Raw genomic sequence first — 16,376 nt, 5'->3', positions numbered from 1 at the left:
CCAGCGAGCCGGATCCCTGCAAAACCGTCAGAGCCACAGCAATGAACATCTTCGCCGATTTCAACGCGCGAATCATAAAGGCCGTCGAAGCGCTTGATTTGAAAGACAAGGATGGCGCGTCGCCGGACCTGTCGCGCATCGCTGTCGAGCCGCCGCGCGATGCCAGCCATGGCGACCTCGCGACCAACGCTGCCATGGTGTTGGCCAAGCCGACCGGCCAGAATCCGCGCGCGCTGGCAGAAAGGCTGGCCGAGGGGCTGCGCGCCGACGAGGATATCGCGGCCGCCGAGATCGCCGGCCCGGGCTTCGTCAATCTCAGGCTCAAGGACGGCTTCTGGCAGGCGCATCTGACGGCGCTGCTCGGCGAAGGCCGCAATTACGGCCGCTCGACGATCGGCGGCGGCAAGAAAACCAATGTCGAATATGTCTCGGCCAACCCGACCGGGCCGATGCATGTCGGCCATTGCCGGGGTGCCGTGGTCGGCGACGCGCTGGCCAATCTGATGGCCTTCGCCGGTTACGACGTGACCAAGGAATACGTCATCAACGATGCCGGTTCGCAGATCGACGTGCTCGGACGCTCGGTCATCCTGCGCTACCGCGAAGCGCTCGGCGATGAGATCGGCGAGATTCCGGCCGGGCTTTATCCAGGCGACTATCTGATTCCCGTTGGTCAGGCGCTGGCCAGCGAATTCGGCCGCTCCCTGCTGCAGATGCCGGACGAAGAGGCGCTTGCCATCGTCAAGGACAGGACGATCGATGCGATGATGACGATGATCCGCGAGGATCTGGCGCTGCTCAACGTGCATCACGACGTCTTCTTCTCCGAGCGGACGCTGCATGCCAACAATGCGAAGAAGATCCGCTCGGCGATCAGCGACCTGACGCTGAAGGGCCACATCTATAAGGGCAAGCTGCCGCCGCCCAAGGGCGAGAAGCCGGAGGACTGGGAGGACCGCGAGCAGACGCTGTTTCGCTCGACCGCAGTCGGAGACGACATGGATCGGGCGCTGGTCAAGTCGGACGGCACCTTCACCTATTTCGCCGCCGATGTCGCTTACCTCAAGGACAAGGTCGATCGCGGTTTCGTCGATCTGATCTATGTGCTTGGCGCCGATCATGGCGGCTATGTGAAACGGCTGGAAGCGCTTGCCCGGGCGATTGCCGGCGACGAGGTCAAGCTTACCGTGCTGCTTTGCCAACTGGTGAGGCTGTTTCGCGCTGGCGAGCCGGTTCGTATGTCGAAGCGGTCGGGCGAGTTCGTGACCTTGCGCGAAGTGGTCGAGGAGGTCGGCCGCGACCCGATCCGCTTCATGATGCTCTATCGCAAGAACGACGCGCCGCTCGACTTCGACTTCGCCAAGGTGACCGAGCAGTCGAAGGATAATCCCGTATTCTACGTGCAGTATGCCTCGGCGCGCTGCCATTCGGTGTTCCGGCAGGCGAGCGAGCAATTGGGCGAGGCCATGTTCGACCGCAACCAGCTGGCCGCCGAAGTGGCTTTGCTGACCGACGAGGGTGAGATCGGCCTGATCAGGAAGCTCGCCGAATATCCTCGGCTGATCGAAGCCGCGGCCCTCGCGCTCGAGCCCCACCGGCTGGCATTTTACCTCTACGAACTCGCTTCCAGCTTCCACGGACACTGGAACCGCGGCACCGACAATCCCGACTTACGTTTTGTTAAGGTTAACGACCGACAATTGACGCATGCCAGACTAGGGCTGGTGCAGGCTGTTTCGGACGTTTTGACGTCCGGCCTGACGCTGATCGGAGCCAATGCGCCCACCGAAATGCGTTAGGTTTGAGTAAAAAACCTGTCACCTTTTGCCCACATTGCGCTGGTAAGGGCCAACCCTACGCGACGTCCATGGCGTCCGAATGAGTGCGAGTTCGGGAACAATAATGGCAGACAGAACCCAGCTGAGAGCAGCCGACCACAACGACATCGCCAACGATGATCCGTTCGCGGAACTGACCAGGATCATGGGGTTCGACCCGCGCCAGCCGGTCAAACCGCAAACGCCGGCCCAGCCGAAAACCGCTGCCGCCGAACCGTCGGTGGGCGAGGGCGATTTCGAGATCGATCTCGAGAAGGAGTTGATGGGCGAATTCGGCGCCGACGCCAAGGACAATGCTTTCTCTGTCGAGCTTCGCGAGCCGGCACCCGAACCGGCTACCACGGATGAGATGGAGGACGCGCTTGCCGCCTCGTTCGACCAGGATTTCGCGTTCGGCGACAGTGCGGCGGATGATGGTGCTGCTGTTGCGGCCGCTCCTGTTTCCCCCGACGAAATTGCCTCCGGCCCCGAAAGGGCATTCGCTCCCGCTGTCGAGCCGGAGTTCGACGAAGAGTTCGATAATGCCGTCGCCGGCTCGCTCGAAGACGTGTCGCCGTTCGAGGACGACCTTTCGAGTGACGACGACCCTGCCGCCTCGCTCGACCAGGAATTTCGGCTCGACGACGACGTGACGGGCGAGGACGCGGTGACGGGCGATGAACCGAGGACCGCAGCCGAGGCGATCGAGCCGGTCGACCAGCCCGCCTTCGACCCCGCCTTGGACCATGAGTTCGACGACGCCGTGGCAAGTTCACTCGAAGACGAGCTGATGCTCGAAGAGCATGAGCCGATGGAGCAGGCGGTCGCCGTTGAAACGGCGGCGCAAGCGGCCGCGCCTGCGTTCGATGCTGAGTTCGACGACGCGGTTGCAAGCTCGCTCGAAGACGAGCTGATGTTCGACGAGCAGGAGCCGGCTGATAACGCCGCCCCGGTATCGCCGGTTGAGGCGGCCGATGAGAATTTTGCCGGCCATGCCGATGATGATGTCGACATGGACTTCGACGTTCGTGCGAACGAGCCTGCCGAAATCGAAGAACCAGAGTTTATCGAAGAGCTGTCGATCGAAGAGCCAGAGGCCGCCCGGCTTTCCGGCACGGCCGCTGAAGCGGCGCTCGACGACGATTTCGATCTGAGCTTCGACGATGCGCCTGCCGAGCACGCCGAACAGCCCGTAGCGCAGGTCGTTGCAGCCGAACCAGCGGCCCAGGCCGCCGCCGTCGTCCCAACGGCCCCAGTGGCCGAGGAACGCAGCCTGGAGGACGAACTGAACGCGCTGTTGGGTGCGATGAGCACACGGCCGGCACAAGCGGTCAACGAACCTCAGACAAGCCAGCAGCCTGCTCAGCAGCCTGCCCAGAAGCCCGTGATGGCTGTTCAGCAGCCCATCGCGCCGGTAATTCAGAAGCCAGCAGTGGCTGCCGAACAGCCAATGGCGGCGGTCAAAGATGCCGCCAACGACCCGGTGCATGCTGTCGACGAGCTGGATTGGGAACTCGACGAGCACGAGCCCGCTGAGCCGCAGCAGTCCAGTGCCGCCGATGACGCCGATCTTGGCAGTGTCCTCCTCGATGAGCTTGAAGGCGAGGATTTCGGTGTTGAAGCCGCTACCGGACCTGCGGGTGATTTAGACAACGATGCGCTCGACGCCGACTTCGCCAGGAACATCGGCCTGGATCATGATTCGGCCGACAAGAGTGCGGCAGCTGCTGCCGAAGAAGACCCGCTCGATGCGCTGAACTGGCTGACGACACGCGCCACGCCGCCCGAGCCGGCCCGCTCGTGGAGCCGCGTGACGCCGGTCGCACAGCCTCAACCCGCTTTTGCAAGCCAGCCGGTGGCTTCGGCGCGTCCGGCACCACCGCCGCAGCCGGCTGCAACGCCGTCCTATCGGGCCGCACCGGTCGAAGAGAGGCCGTCCTATGAAGGCCAGGTATCCCGTGAAGATAGGTCATCCTATGAAGATCGGCCCGCCTACATGGAAGCTGCGCCAAGCTCGCATCAACAGCCTTCCGCCTATGACGAGATGCCCGATGTCGAGACGGTCGACGTGCCCGAGCGCGTCGTGGCGCTGGCGGACGATCTCGACATTCCGGAGCTCAACTTCGACGATGACGAGCCGGTGGCGCCCGCCTACGACGATCTCGATGCCGATTTTGCCAGCCTTCTCACCGAAATGAATGCCACGGATATAGCGCCGGCCCCGGTGCGCAGTGCTGGCTATGACGATGAATACGATGCCGGCTTCGCGTCTGGCTACAAGCAAGATCGCGGCGAGACGCGCGCCTATGGCACCAAGCCTGCGGAAGCCCCTGTCAGCCCGGCAGCCGCTTCCTATGCGGATGCAGCGGACGGTTTCGATCTGGGCTCGTTGCCCGGCGGCCAGCCGGTTTCGCAAGCCGACGATTTCACCTTCGATGAGCTCGACTACGATCCCGAACTGGACGAGGAGATGTCGGTTCCCGGCCTCGCCGAACGCGAGGCCGAAAGGCAGCCGCGCAGGCGCGGGCTGCTGATAGGTGCGGTGGTCGGCGCCGTTGCGATCGCCGGCGGCCTTGGCGCCTTTGCGTTGACCCTCGGCGGCAAGAGCGGCGGCGATGCGCCGGTCATCGTCAAAGCCGACAACAGGCCGATCAAGATCAAGCCGGAAAATCCAGGCGGCACTGTCGTGCCGAACCAGGACAACAAGGTTTATGACGCTGTGGCCAAGGGCGCCAAGCCCGCCGAGCCGGTTCAGCAGAAGCTGGTCACCAACACCGAAGAGCCTGTCGACCTGAAGGCCAACGAACCGGAGAGCCGCGTCGTCGATCTTTCGCCCAATGACCCCGATGCCGCAGACGATATCGACGCGCTCGGCACCGAGGCGTCTGATAGCAATGCGTCTGGCACCAACGCGCGTGACACCAGCGCGCCTGACACCAATGCGCTTGGCACCGCGGCTGGCGATACCGTAGCCGCCGCACCGGCGCCCAAGTCCGAGGATCGCATCGCGCAGGTTCTGCAGGAGGCCGAGAAGGGTGCCGAGACCGTCGCCGTTGCGCCGCGCAAGGTACGGACCATGGTCGTGAAACCTGACGGCTCGCTGGTGGCGCGCGAAGGTCCGGCGCCAGCCGCCCCGCAGATGGCTGCTGCCGAGCCGGCCGATCCGGCGCCGCAGCACGTGGCTCCGGCCGCCCAGGCCGACGCCGCTGCGCAGACCGGCACCGTGCCCCTGATCGACCAAATGACAAGCGACCCGAAGATTGGCGACCCGAAGATTGGCGACCAGCCGAGTGGCGATCAGGCGAGCGGCGATCAGGCCGAAACCTCCAAGCTGCGGCCGGCGCCCAAGCCCGAGACAAAGGCTGAAGCCCAGCCGTCAGCCAGCAAGCAGTCGGCCACCACCCCGGCCACGGTTCCGGTGGCGCCGCAGCGCCCGTCCGACCAGCCGGTCGACGTGGTCGGCGAGGTCAAGCCCGATCAGGTTGCTTCCATCGATCCGGCCGCGGCCGGCGCTGGTTCTTGGTCGATACAGATCGCTTCGCAGCCGACAGTCGAAAGCGCCCAGGCGACTTACCAGGATCTGCAGCGCCGCTACGGCAGCGTGCTTTCCGGCCGCACCGCCAACATCGTCAAGGCCGAGATTGCCGGCAAGGGCACCTTCTACCGCGTCCGCGTTCCGGCGCAGTCTCGCAACGAGGCGATCAAACTGTGCACCAGCTACAAGGCCGCCGGCGGCAATTGCTTCGTGTCCCACTAGCGGCACCAAAGCCCCTCGAAAAGCCGGCGCCCGCGCCGGCTTTTTTGCGTGAACGGAAACCTTTGGAGGCAATTGCGGGCGATTCCCTTTGTCGTCGCGAAGCTCTAAACTGTTCCGCATGACCGAATCAAAATCCATGATCCTCGGCTGCGCCGGGAAATCACTGAGCCGCGACGAGATCCGATTCTACCGCAACGAATGCCCGTGGGGCTTCATCCTGTTTGCGCGCAATATCGGCGAGACCGAGCAGATCCGCGATCTGGTCGCCGCCATGCGCGACTGCGTCGGGCGTGCGGACGCGCCGGTATTCATCGACCAGGAGGGCGGCCGCGTGCAGCGCCTGCGGCCGCCGCTGGCGCCAAACTATCCGGCTGCCGGTGCACTCGGCGCCTTGTGGCGCGACGACCATGACGCCGGCACCCGTGCCGCATGGCTAATGGCGCGGCTGCATGCCTTCGACCTGCTGCGCTACGGCATCACGGCGGATTGCCTGCCGGTGCTCGATGTGCCGATCGAGGGCGCCAGCGACGTCATCGGCGCGCGCGCCTATGGCAAGGAGCCGCGCGCCGTCATCGAATTGGGTCGCGCCGCGGCGGAAGGCCTGATGGCAGGCGGCGTGCTGCCGGTGATGAAGCATATTCCCGGTCATGGAAGGGCCTTCGCCGATACGCATTTCGAACTGCCCACCGTCGATGCCTCGATCGGCGACCTGCAGCGGCATGATTTTGCGCCATTCAGGGAGCTCAACCATTTACCGATGGCGATGACGGCGCATGTCGTCTATAGCGCGATCGACCCGAAGAACCCGGCCACCACATCCGGCAAGGTCATCGAAAAGATCATCCGCGGCGAAATCGGCTTCGACGGTCTGTTGATGAGCGACGACACTTCGATGAAGGCACTTTCTGGGGATTTCCCGTCAAAGGCGGCCGCTATCCTTGCGGCGGGCTGCGATCTGGTCCTTCACTGCAACGGCGTGTTCGAGGAGATGGCCGGCATTGCATCGCGAACGACCGGCCTTGAAGGCAAGTCGTTTGAGCGCGCGGAGCGGGCGCTGACCTATACCAGGAACCGTGACGTTGCGGACGAGACCGAGATTCGGGCCGAATTTGCCAGTTATTTCGACGCGGTAGCCTAGCATCAAAGGAAGCTAAGTGGCGGAAGCATTGGACCTGAAGGCCGGCAAGGCCGCACCGATGGACCGCTTGTGGGCCGAGAACGACGATTCCCGGCTGACCGGCGATCCCGCGTTGGTCGTCGATGTGGCCGGTTTCGAAGGTCCGCTCGATCTTCTGCTGCATCTTGCCCGCAATCAGAAGGTCGACCTGTCGCGCATCTCGATCCTGGCGCTGGCCGAACAGTATCTGGCATTCGTCGAGAAGGTGAGGGCGCTCAGGCTGGAGCTTGCCGCCGACTATCTGGTGATGGCAGCGTGGCTGGCGTTTCTCAAGTCGAAGCTCCTGATCCCCAAGCAGCCCGGCGACGAAGGCGAAAGCGGCGAGGAACTGGCGGCGGTGCTGCAGTTCCGGCTGAAGCGGCTGGAGGCGATGCGCGACGCGGCGGCACGGCTGGTCAACCGCAACCGGCTCGGACGCGACGTGTTTGCACGCGGCATGCCGGAGATGGTGATCGTCGAGAGGCGCAATGCCTATTCGGCCTCGCTCTATGACCTGTTGACCGCCTATGCCCAGCAGCGCCAGAAGCAGGCGATCACCAATGTGACGATTGCCAGGCGCGGCGTGTGGTCGCTCAAGGATGCGCGCGACGTGCTGACCAGGCTGATCGGGTCGCTGCGCGACTGGACGGCGCTCGACAGTTTCCTGGTCGAATATCTGGCCGGCCCGGAAGACCGGCGCACCGCGGTTGCCAGCTCGTTTGCCGCGACACTGGAACTGGTGCGCGAAGGCAAGATGGAAATGCGGCAGGACCAGGTGTTCGCGCCGCTTTATCTGCGCGGCCGCGCCCAGGCCATCAAGATAGTCGAGGTGACATCATGAGCGAACGCGCCAACGCTTCGATCATTCCGTTCAAGGTCGAGGACGACGCCGAGCAAGGCGCGGTCGCCGAGAATCCGGCACAAAATCAGGGGCAAAATTTGTCGCGGAATCCTGGCGAGCGGCTGCATATGGCGGAGGCCGTACGGATGGCCGAGGCGATCGTATTCGCCAGCGCCGAGCCGGTCAGCGAAAAACAGCTCACTTCGCGACTGCCCGACGGCATCAACATTGCCGCGGCAATGGCCGAACTGCAGCAGATCTATGCGCGGCGCGGCGTCAATCTGGTGCGCGTCGGCGATGCGTGGGCGTTTCGCACCGCCGGCGACCTCGCCTTCCTGATGAGCCGTGACACGGTGCAGCAGCGCAAACTGTCCCGCGCTGCCCTCGAAGTGCTGGCGATCATCGCCTACCACCAGCCGGTAACGCGCGCCGAGATCGAGGACATCCGCGGCGTCGAGACGTCAAAGGGGACGCTCGACACGCTGATGGAGACCGAATGGGTGAGGATGCGCGGCCGGCGCCGCACGCCCGGCCGTCCCGTCACCTATGGCACGACCGATATTTTCCTCGACCATTTCGCGCTGGAGGAGATACGCGATCTCCCCGGCATGGAGGAATTGAAGGGTGCGGGGCTGCTGTCCGGCCGTATGCCGTCGAATTTCTCGGTGCCGCTGCCGCCGGCCGATCCCGATGCGCTCACCGACGACGAGGATCCGCTGACCGATATCGACCTCGAGGAACTCGGTCTTTTGACGCCGCGCGTCACGGAAGATTGAGCCGAGCGCCATCTTAAAGCCACAGGCAGGATGGAACTGCGCCGATTGGTAGCGGGCCGCCGTGCCGAAAGTGCGTGACTTCGGCGACTCATTCATGAACTCTGTCGCAGTTCTGTTTGAATCCGAACCCGAAAGCGCATAGATCAGCGTCTGGGAAACCGTTCGAGAGAGATTTGCTATGGGTTCATTTTCGATTTGGCACTGGATGATCGTTCTGGTGATCGTGCTGCTGGTCTTCGGCCGCGGCAAGATCCCCGAGCTGATGGGCGACATGGCCAAGGGCATCAAGAGCTTCAAGAAGGGCATGGCGGACGACGAGACTGCCGACGACAAGCGCACCGTCGAACACCGTGCCGACGAAACCGTTTCGGTACCGAAGGAAAAGGCCAGCAAAAGCTGAGCCCAAACTTTAGTCGGAACGTATAGCCATGTTCGAAGTCGGCTGGACCGAGATGCTGGTGATCGCGATCGTCATGATCGTGGTCGTCGGGCCCAAGGATTTGCCCAACATGCTGCGCACCTTCGGTCGCACGACGGCGAAGCTGCGCGCCATGGCTTCCGATTTCCAGCGGCAGTTCAACGACGCGTTAAAGGAAGCCGAACTCGACGACGTCAAGAAGTCGGTCGATTCGCTGAGAAGTCTCAATCCGGCAGCCGAGATCAGGAAGCAGCTCAATCCATTCGAACAGGCCGCCGCCGACGTCCGTTCCGGGGTCGATGCCGTGATGAAACCCAAGCCGGCCGTCGATGCCGCCGCTTCGACGGAGCAGGCAGCCGAGCCGCTGAACAACGGCGCAACGACGATGCCGGGCGTCAGCCCGCCGGAGCCGACGCCGGCCACGCCGATTTTTCCGGCGATGACGGACGAGTCCGTCGTGGCGCCGGCCGTGCAGGCGCAAACGGCTGCAGCGGCAGTGCCGCAAAAAGCATCTGCGGCAAAGAAGAAGCCGGCGCCCGTGAAAGCCGCGGCCGCCGCGCCGGCCAAGCCGGCAAAGACCGCTGCGCCAAAGGCCGCCGCAAAAGCTGAGCCGAAACCGCAGTCGTCAGCAGCGAAGAAGCCGGCGGCAGCAGCGAAGAAGCCGGCCGCCAGGAAAACGGCGGGAGCCGCCAAGTGAGCGTTTCGGACAAGGAAAAGGACGAGATCGAAAAATCGTCGGCTCCGCTGATGGAGCACCTGATCGAGCTGCGCCGGCGGTTGATCTGGTCGATCGGCGGTTTTTTCGTCGCCTTCCTGGTCTGCTTCTTTTTCGCCAAGCGGCTGTTCAACCTTCTGGTCATTCCGTTCAAATGGGCCACGCAATGGGCCGGGCTCGACCCGCACAAGGTCGAGCTGATCTATACGGCGCCACAGGAATTCTTCTTTACCCAGGTCAAGCTCGCCATGTTCGGCGGCATGGTCATAGCGTTTCCGCTGATCGCCACGCAGATCTACAAATTCATCGCGCCCGGCCTCTACAAGAACGAACGCAATGCCTTCCTGCCGTTCCTGATCGCCTCGCCGATCCTGTTCCTGATGGGCGCGTCGCTGGTCTATTTCTTCTTCACGCCGATGGTAATGTGGTTCTTCCTCGCAATGCAGCAGACCGGCACCAATGACCAGGTGCAGATTTCGCTGCTGCCGAAAGTGTCCGAATATCTCAGTCTGATCATGACGCTGATCTTCTCCTTCGGCCTGGTGTTCCAGTTGCCGGTGGTGACAAGCCTGATGACGCGGGTCGGCATGCTGTCGTCCACGGCCCTTGCCGAGAAGCGTAAATGGGCGATCGTCATCGCCTTCGTCGTGGCGGCGGTGCTGACGCCGCCCGACCCGATGAGCCAGATCGGCCTCGCCATTCCGACGATCCTGCTCTACGAGGTCTCGATCTGGTCGGCCCGGTTGATCGAGCGCAGCAAGGAGCGCGACCGTGTGGCCCGCGAGAAACAGGACGCCACCGAAGAGGTGGCCGACAAGCCGGCGGACGCGTCATCGACGTAGGTTCGGTTGAAGCGGACAGCATCTTTCTTCCAGCCGCTGCAACTTTGTTCTTGCTTTGTGCCGGCAGCTATGCTACTAATTTGGCTATGGTGCCAATTGGCTCCAAAAACCCGCCCACTCAGGGCGGGTTTTTTGTTTCTTCCTTTTGAAGTTCCGGTGTTGCCGCCTGAGGTCGGCGGGACAGCGCCCCCCTCTGTCCTGCCGGACATCTCCCCCACTTGGGGGGAGATTGGCAACTTCGCCGATGGCTTGCTTTTTCAGCGCCGGAGATTGGCGAAAGCCGCAGTGACGGCCGATCTCCCCACCCGTGGGGGAGATGTCCGGCAGGACAGAGGGGGGCGCGAAGGAACTCTGCCTTGACGCCTTGCATCGATGCGGTTTACCCCCTCTGGCCTACTCAAGGACGAACAGACCATGCTTGACATCAAATGGATTCGCGACAACCCGAAGGCCCTTGTCGAAGCGCTCCAGAAGCGCTCGTGGTCGGCTGAGGATGCGCGGTCCACGGTCGACGACTTGATCGCGGCGGATGAGGCGCGGCGCGAGCATCTGACCGAGCTGCAGGCCAGACAAGAACGCCGCAACGCCGCCTCGAAGGAGATCGGCAATGCCATGCGCTCGGGCGACGCCGCTCTTGCCGAAAGGCTGAAGGCCGAGGTCGGCGAGATCAAGGCCTTCATCCAGAATGGCGAGGCGCGCGAGCGCGAGCTCGACAAGGCGCTGAACGATGTGTTGTCTGTGCTGCCAAACGTGCCGTTCGACGACGTGCCGGTCGGCAAGGACGAGCACGACAACGTCGTCAAGCGCGTCGTCGGCGAGGTGCCGACGCGGCCGAACTGGGTGAAGGAGCATTTCGAGATCGGCGAAGCGCTCGGCATGATGGATTTCGAGCGGGCAGCACGGCTTTCCGGCTCGCGCTTCACCGTACTCAAAAGCGGCCTGGCGCGGATGGAACGCGCGCTCGGCCAGTTCATGCTGGATCTGCACACCACCGAGCACGGCTATGTAGAGATCCAGCCGCCGTTGATGGTGCGCGACGAGGTGCTTTTCGGAACCGGGCAACTGCCGAAATTCGAGGAGGATTTATTCTTCGTTCGGCACGGGGACGGCAGGCTTGGCCTGATCCCAACCGCCGAAGTGCCGCTCACCAATCTCGTTCGCGACGAGATCACGCCGCACGAAAAACTGCCGCTGCGCTATACGGCGCTGACGCCGTGCTTCCGCTCCGAGGCGGGCTCGGCCGGGCGCGACACGCGCGGCATGCTGCGCCAGCACCAGTTCTACAAGGTCGAACTGGTGTCGATCACCGACCAGGAGACTTCGGTTGCCGAGCATGAGCGCATGACCGAATGCGCCGAGGAGGTGCTGAAGCGGCTCGGCCTGCCGTTCCGCACCGTGACGCTGTGCACCGGCGACATGGGCTTTGGTGCGCGCAAGACCTACGACATCGAGGTCTGGCTGCCCGGCCAGAATGCCTATCGCGAGATATCGTCGTGCTCGGTATGCGGCGATTTCCAGGCGCGGCGCATGGACGCCCGCTACAAGGACAAGGACGGCAAGGGCAACCGCTTCGTCCACACGCTGAACGGTTCGGGCACCGCCGTCGGCCGCGCTCTCATTGCCGTCATCGAAAATTACCAGAACGAGGACGGCAGCGTAACCATTCCTGAAGCGCTTCGGCCTTACATGGGCGGTCTGGAAAAGATCGAATCGACATAATGCGCATCCTTCTGACCAACGACGACGGCATCCATGCCGAGGGCCTTGCATCACTCGAACGCATCGCGCACACGCTGTCGGACGACGTCTGGGTGGTGGCACCGGAACAGGATCAGTCCGGCTATGCGCATTCGCTGTCGATCTCGGAGCCGCTGCGGCTCAGGAAAATCGGCGAAAAGCACTTTGCGGTGCGCGGCACGCCGACCGACTGCGTCATCATGGGCGTGAAGAAGATCCTGCCCGAAGCGCCTGACCTGATCCTGTCCGGCGTCAATTCCGGGGCCAACATCGCCGACGACGTCACCTATTCGGGCACGGTCGCCGGCGCCATGGAAGGCGCGCTGCTCGGCGTGCGCTCGATCGCCATCAGCCAGGCCTATTCCTATGTCGGCGAGGACCGCGTCGTTCCCTACGAGACCGCCGAAGCGCTGGCGCCGGCGCTGCTCGAAAAGCTCGTCGCCATGCCGTTGCCGGACGGCGTGCTGCTCAACGTCAATTTTCCGAATTGTACGCCGGAAGAGATCGCCGGAACTGTGGTTACTTCGCAGGGCAAGCTGGTCCACAGCCTGTGGGTCGACGAGCGGCGCGACGGGCGCGGCTTGCCTTACTACTGGCTGCGCTTCGGCCGCGAGCCGGTCGAGGGCAAGCAAGGCACCGACCTCCATGCCTTGCGCAATCGGCTGGTGTCGGTGACGCCGCTGCAGCTCGATCTCACCGCGCATGAAATCCGCGATCAACTGGCCAAGGCGCTCGCATGAACTCAAACCACGCTGCAACGGTCGACGAGCGCGAAGGTTTCGCTGCCTTCCTGCTTCGCCTGCGCGGCAGGGGCACGGTGCCGAAGGCGCTGATCGCCGCCTTTGAGGCGACGCCGCGGCGCGGCTTTCTGTCTCCGCATTTTCACTCCATAGCCTGGTCGGACCGTATGCTGCCGATCGAATGCGGCGAGGCCATCGAAGGCGCCGACCTGCAGGCGGCGGTGATCGCGGCACTTGCGATCGAGCCGGGCAACCGCGTGCTCGAGATCGGCACCGGGTCGGGCTACACGGCGGCGGTGATGTCGCGGCTTGCCGCGCGGATCGTCACCATCGACCGTTACAAGACGCTGGCCGAACAGGCCCGGCAGCGCCTTGAGGCACTCGCCATCGGCAATGTCATCGTGCGTCAGGCGGACGGTTCCAACGGACTGGCCAACGAAGCGCCGTTCGACCGCATCGTTGCCTGGGCGGCCTTCGACAGCCTGCCGCGCTTTCTCCTCGATCAATTGTCGAGCGGCGGCATCGTCATCGCGCCGATCGGACCCGACGAGGGCGAGCAGGTGCTGGCCAAGCTTACCAAGGTCGGCAGCCGCTTCGAACGCGAGGATATCGGCCTGGTGCGCCTGCAGCCGATCCTGCACGGTGTCGCCGCAGTGATCTAGGCTGTGTCGATATTCAGGTGAGGTCGGCCTGCAAATGGCGGTTTCCTCCGCTTCCGGTGCTCATGTACCCAAAAGTACGCTCCGCTCCGGTTCTCGGAACCTACCATTTTCGGCTCGGCCTGACCTGAATCTCGGCACACCCGGCGCCCGGATCCTGGAATATTTTAAGAAAATTTGCGCCTGATTCTACAGGTTTAACCGACCGGTAACATTAACGCGCTTTAATCACACTCAGTTGTACCGGGTCTGTGCGGGTTAGTGCGATGCAATTCAGTGTTTTGAAGGCAAACGGACGCAATCTGGCGCGTGGCTGCGCCGTCCTCATGATCGCAGGCGCTGCGACGGGGTGTAGTTCCCAGGTGGCGCGGTTCAACAGCGTCGACGACGTGTTCACCGCCTCGACCAACAACCAGCGCGCCATCATCGACAAGCAGGATGCTGCCCAGCCCTATCCGGGCGATGTTGCGGCCGCGCCGATCGACGGCAGCCACACCCAGTCGGTCAGCCGCTCAAGCCTCGAACCGGTCACGGCGCAGCAATTGCCACCGCCGGCTCCCGCCCTGGCACCTGCCGCCCGGCCGGTGCGTACCGCTGCCGCGCCGGCCCTGGCGCCTGCCGCTCCTCGTGTCGACAGGACGGCAACCGGCACCGTCGCTCCGGCGGCAAGGCCGTTCAAGAACGCCGAGCCCGACGCGCCGCGCATGGCGACGGCCGCCGGCGCGCCGCATGCAACCGAGATCGTCGTCAAGGACGGCGAGACCATTTCCGGCCTGTCACGGCGCTACGGCGTGCCGGCCGATGCCATCATGAAAGTCAACGGGCTGAGCGCGACCAAGGGGCTGAAGACCGGCCAGAAGCTCGTCATCCCGGCCTATGCGTATTCGAGCAACGGCGCCGCGCCGAAAGTCGCCGACGCCAAGCCCGCGAACGGCACCAGGCACGACCAGCCGGCCGAGGCGCCGGCGAAGGTGGCCGTGCTGCCGCAGCAACCGAAGCTCAGGGAAGGCAAGTCTGCCGCGCAGGTGGACGCCTCGGCTGCCGCGAGCCAGCCGAAGGATGGAAAGACTGCGGCGAAGGTGGCTTCGGCGACGGCCAAACCGGCCGGTACCGGCGGCACTTACACGGTTCAGCAAGGCGATACGCTGTCCGCCATTGCCAGAAAGACCGGCGTCGGCGTCGTTGCGCTGAAGCAGGCGAACGGCATGCAGGATGGACTGCTCAAGATCGGCCAGACCCTGAAAGTGCCGGCAGGCGGAACCGCTGTCGTCGCCGGCGTGAAGCCGGCAAAGGTCGATCCGGTGACGACGGCTACCACCCAGCCGCCGGCCAAGGCCACGCCGACGCAGACGCTCGCCTCCTACACGCCGCCGAAGAAGGATGCGAAAGTCATCCAGCAGGCCGAGGACGACGATGCGGTGGCGCCGGACGCGACCGGCATCGGCAAGATGCGTTGGCCGGTGCGCGGCCGCGTGATCTCAAGCTTCGGCGGCGGCAAGGACGGCGTCGACATTGCCGTGCCCGAGGGGACGCCGGTCAAGGCGGCTGAAAACGGTGTCGTCATCTATGCCGGTGACGGCCTCAAGGAATTCGGCAACACGGTGCTGGTGCGGCACGAAAACGGTCTGGTCACTGTCTACGGCCACGCCAGCTCGATCGAGGTGCAGCGCGGCCAGAAGGTCAAGCGCGGCCAGGAAATCGCCCTGTCCGGCATGAGCGGCACCACCGACTCGCCGAAACTGCATTTCGAAGTGCGCAAGAACTCGGCGCCGGTCGATCCTTCGACCTATCTCGAATAGACGACGAAAAGCGATTTGCGGGCCACCTGACCTTCAGCCCGCCGAGGAAGTCCGCTTCGCAAGGTGCGGGCTTCTTCTGCTGTTAGCCCTTGAGCGGCTAATCCTTCAGCGGCTTGCCGAGCCTGCCAGCCAGGTCCTGGGTGAACTGCCAGGCGACGCGGCCCGAACGGCTGCCGCGCGTCGTCGCCCATTCCAGCGCCTCGGCGCGCAGCGTCTCGGGATCGATGGCGAGATCGTGATGGCGGACATAGCCGTCGATCATGTCGAGATATTCGTCCTGCGAACATTTGTGGAAGCCAAGCCACAGGCCGAAGCGGTCCGACAGCGAAACCTTCTCCTCGACCGCTTCGGACGGATTGATCGCCGTCGAGCGCTCATTGTCGATCATGTCGCGCGGCAACAAATGCCGCCGGTTCGAGGTGGCGTAGAAGATGACGTTGGCCGGGCGGCCCTCGACGCCGCCTTCAAGCGCTGCCTTCAGCGATTTATAGGACGTGTCGTCATGGTCGAATGACAGGTCGTCGCAAAACAGGATAAAGCGGAAGGGCGCTGCCTTCAGCAGGCTCATCAGCTTCGGAAGCGTGTCGATGTCTTCGCGATGGATCTCGATGAGCTTGAGCGGCAGGTCGAGCTTGGTCGAAGCGTTGACCGCGGCGTGCACGGCCTTGACCAGCGACGATTTGCCCATGCCGCGCGCGCCCCACAACAGCACGTTGTTGGCGGCATAGCCGGAGGCGAAGCGCTCGGTGTTGTCGACCAATATGTCGCGGACGCGGTCGACCCCGCGGATCAGGCCGATGTCGACGCGGTTGACCTTGAGCACCGGCTCCAGATAGCCGGGATCGGCCTGCCAGACGAAGCAATCGGCGTCGCCGAGGTCGGTTTGCGGCACCGGCGGCGGCGCGAGGCGGGCGATCGCCTCGATCAGACGGTCGAGCTTCTGGCTCAGGATATCGATGGTGCTGTCGGTCATCTCTTGTCTTTTTGTTCGCATTCGGGACGGTGCGGCAGGCCAACCTACCTGATTTCAGCGGTTTCGAAACTCGTCCCAAGCATTTGTTCGGGCATCATCTTTTGCGAAAACCGAGCGTCGCTTTTCGGGATCACCCTCTAACACGG

Annotated in this window: 13 protein-coding genes; 12 read left to right on the top strand and 1 reads right to left on the bottom strand. The window is 63.8% G+C overall.

Going from position 1 to position 16,376, the window contains the following annotated elements; all coding sequences use genetic code 11:
- The first annotated feature begins 41 nt into the window (after positions 1–41).
- From argS to NKH42_RS16615, 12 genes are all read left to right on the top strand, one after another.
- Entirely contained in the window at positions 42–1,799 is a 1,758-nt protein-coding gene (gene argS, locus NKH42_RS16670) for an arginine--tRNA ligase (protein ID WP_352737149.1), read from the top strand.
- Between the two features lie 103 nt (positions 1,800–1,902).
- Positions 1,903–5,574, top strand: coding sequence for an SPOR domain-containing protein (locus NKH42_RS16665; RefSeq protein WP_352751307.1), 3,672 nt, complete (start codon positions 1,903–1,905; stop codon positions 5,572–5,574).
- Between the two features lie 118 nt (positions 5,575–5,692).
- Positions 5,693–6,712 (top strand): beta-N-acetylhexosaminidase, encoded by a 1,020-nt coding sequence (gene nagZ / locus NKH42_RS16660; RefSeq protein ID WP_352751305.1) that lies wholly within the window; start codon positions 5,693–5,695, stop codon positions 6,710–6,712.
- Positions 6,713–6,770: 58 nt separating this feature from the next.
- Positions 6,771–7,571 carry a segregation and condensation protein A gene (locus NKH42_RS16655; protein WP_352689972.1) on the top strand — a complete coding sequence of 267 codons (801 nt, stop codon included), beginning with the start codon at positions 6,771–6,773 and terminating at the stop codon, positions 7,569–7,571.
- Positions 7,568–8,347, top strand: a complete 780-nt coding sequence (scpB, locus tag NKH42_RS16650) for an SMC-Scp complex subunit ScpB (RefSeq protein ID WP_352737146.1) — start codon at positions 7,568–7,570, stop codon at positions 8,345–8,347. Before NKH42_RS16655 ends, scpB begins: the two co-directional genes overlap by 4 nt.
- Positions 8,348–8,525: 178 nt before the next feature.
- Positions 8,526–8,747 (top strand): twin-arginine translocase TatA/TatE family subunit, encoded by a 222-nt coding sequence (locus NKH42_RS16645; RefSeq protein WP_292664900.1) that lies wholly within the window; start codon positions 8,526–8,528, stop codon positions 8,745–8,747.
- Between the two features lie 28 nt (positions 8,748–8,775).
- Positions 8,776–9,462: a Sec-independent protein translocase protein TatB gene (gene tatB, locus NKH42_RS16640; protein WP_352689948.1), complete on the top strand. Its 687-nt coding sequence runs from the start codon at positions 8,776–8,778 to the stop codon at positions 9,460–9,462.
- Complete coding sequence (tatC, locus tag NKH42_RS16635) at positions 9,459–10,322, top strand: twin-arginine translocase subunit TatC (RefSeq protein WP_254818322.1); 864 nt, start codon at positions 9,459–9,461, stop codon at positions 10,320–10,322. The genes tatB and tatC overlap by 4 nt, the downstream gene beginning before the upstream one ends.
- Before the next feature lie 414 nt (positions 10,323–10,736).
- Entirely contained in the window at positions 10,737–12,041 is a 1,305-nt protein-coding gene (gene serS, locus NKH42_RS16630) for a serine--tRNA ligase (RefSeq protein ID WP_352751301.1), read from the top strand.
- A complete protein-coding gene (surE, locus tag NKH42_RS16625) occupies positions 12,041–12,799 on the top strand; it encodes a 5'/3'-nucleotidase SurE (protein WP_352505850.1) in 759 nt (252 codons plus the stop codon). Before serS ends, surE begins: the two co-directional genes overlap by 1 nt.
- Positions 12,796–13,461: a protein-L-isoaspartate(D-aspartate) O-methyltransferase gene (locus NKH42_RS16620; protein WP_352479785.1), complete on the top strand. Its 666-nt coding sequence runs from the start codon at positions 12,796–12,798 to the stop codon at positions 13,459–13,461. Before surE ends, NKH42_RS16620 begins: the two co-directional genes overlap by 4 nt.
- Before the next feature lie 263 nt (positions 13,462–13,724).
- Entirely contained in the window at positions 13,725–15,257 is a 1,533-nt protein-coding gene (locus NKH42_RS16615) for a peptidoglycan DD-metalloendopeptidase family protein (RefSeq protein ID WP_352505852.1), read from the top strand.
- Positions 15,258–15,354: 97 nt separating this feature from the next.
- Here NKH42_RS16615 and NKH42_RS16610 read toward each other — a convergent pair whose 3' ends face one another.
- Complete coding sequence (locus NKH42_RS16610; protein ID WP_254818327.1) at positions 15,355–16,230, bottom strand: ATP-binding protein; 876 nt, start codon at positions 16,228–16,230, stop codon at positions 15,355–15,357.
- Positions 16,231–16,376: the final 146 nt, after the last annotated feature.

It is taken from the genome of Mesorhizobium sp. M1142, from assembly GCF_040318565.1.
GTDB lineage: Bacteria > Pseudomonadota > Alphaproteobacteria > Rhizobiales > Rhizobiaceae > Mesorhizobium.
This window is presented reverse-complemented; position numbering and strand designations above follow the sequence as displayed.

Excerpts from the sequence above, each read along its gene's own strand:
- argS (WP_352737149.1), top strand. The coding sequence starts at position 42 with ATGAACATCTTCGCCGATTTCAACGCGCGAATCATAAAGGCCGTCGAA.
- NKH42_RS16665 (WP_352751307.1), top strand. The coding sequence starts at position 1,903 with ATGGCAGACAGAACCCAGCTGAGAGCAGCCGACCACAACGACATCGCC.
- nagZ (WP_352751305.1), top strand. The coding sequence starts at position 5,693 with ATGACCGAATCAAAATCCATGATCCTCGGCTGCGCCGGGAAATCACTG.
- NKH42_RS16655 (WP_352689972.1), top strand. The coding sequence starts at position 6,771 with ATGGACCGCTTGTGGGCCGAGAACGACGATTCCCGGCTGACCGGCGAT.
- scpB (WP_352737146.1), top strand. The coding sequence starts at position 7,568 with ATGAGCGAACGCGCCAACGCTTCGATCATTCCGTTCAAGGTCGAGGAC.
- NKH42_RS16645 (WP_292664900.1), top strand. The coding sequence starts at position 8,526 with ATGGGTTCATTTTCGATTTGGCACTGGATGATCGTTCTGGTGATCGTG.
- tatB (WP_352689948.1), top strand. The coding sequence starts at position 8,776 with ATGTTCGAAGTCGGCTGGACCGAGATGCTGGTGATCGCGATCGTCATG.
- serS (WP_352751301.1), top strand. The coding sequence starts at position 10,737 with ATGCTTGACATCAAATGGATTCGCGACAACCCGAAGGCCCTTGTCGAA.
- surE (WP_352505850.1), top strand. The coding sequence starts at position 12,041 with ATGCGCATCCTTCTGACCAACGACGACGGCATCCATGCCGAGGGCCTT.
- NKH42_RS16620 (WP_352479785.1), top strand. The coding sequence starts at position 12,796 with ATGAACTCAAACCACGCTGCAACGGTCGACGAGCGCGAAGGTTTCGCT.
- NKH42_RS16615 (WP_352505852.1), top strand. The coding sequence starts at position 13,725 with ATGCAATTCAGTGTTTTGAAGGCAAACGGACGCAATCTGGCGCGTGGC.
- NKH42_RS16610 (WP_254818327.1), bottom strand. The coding sequence starts at position 16,230 with ATGACCGACAGCACCATCGATATCCTGAGCCAGAAGCTCGACCGTCTG.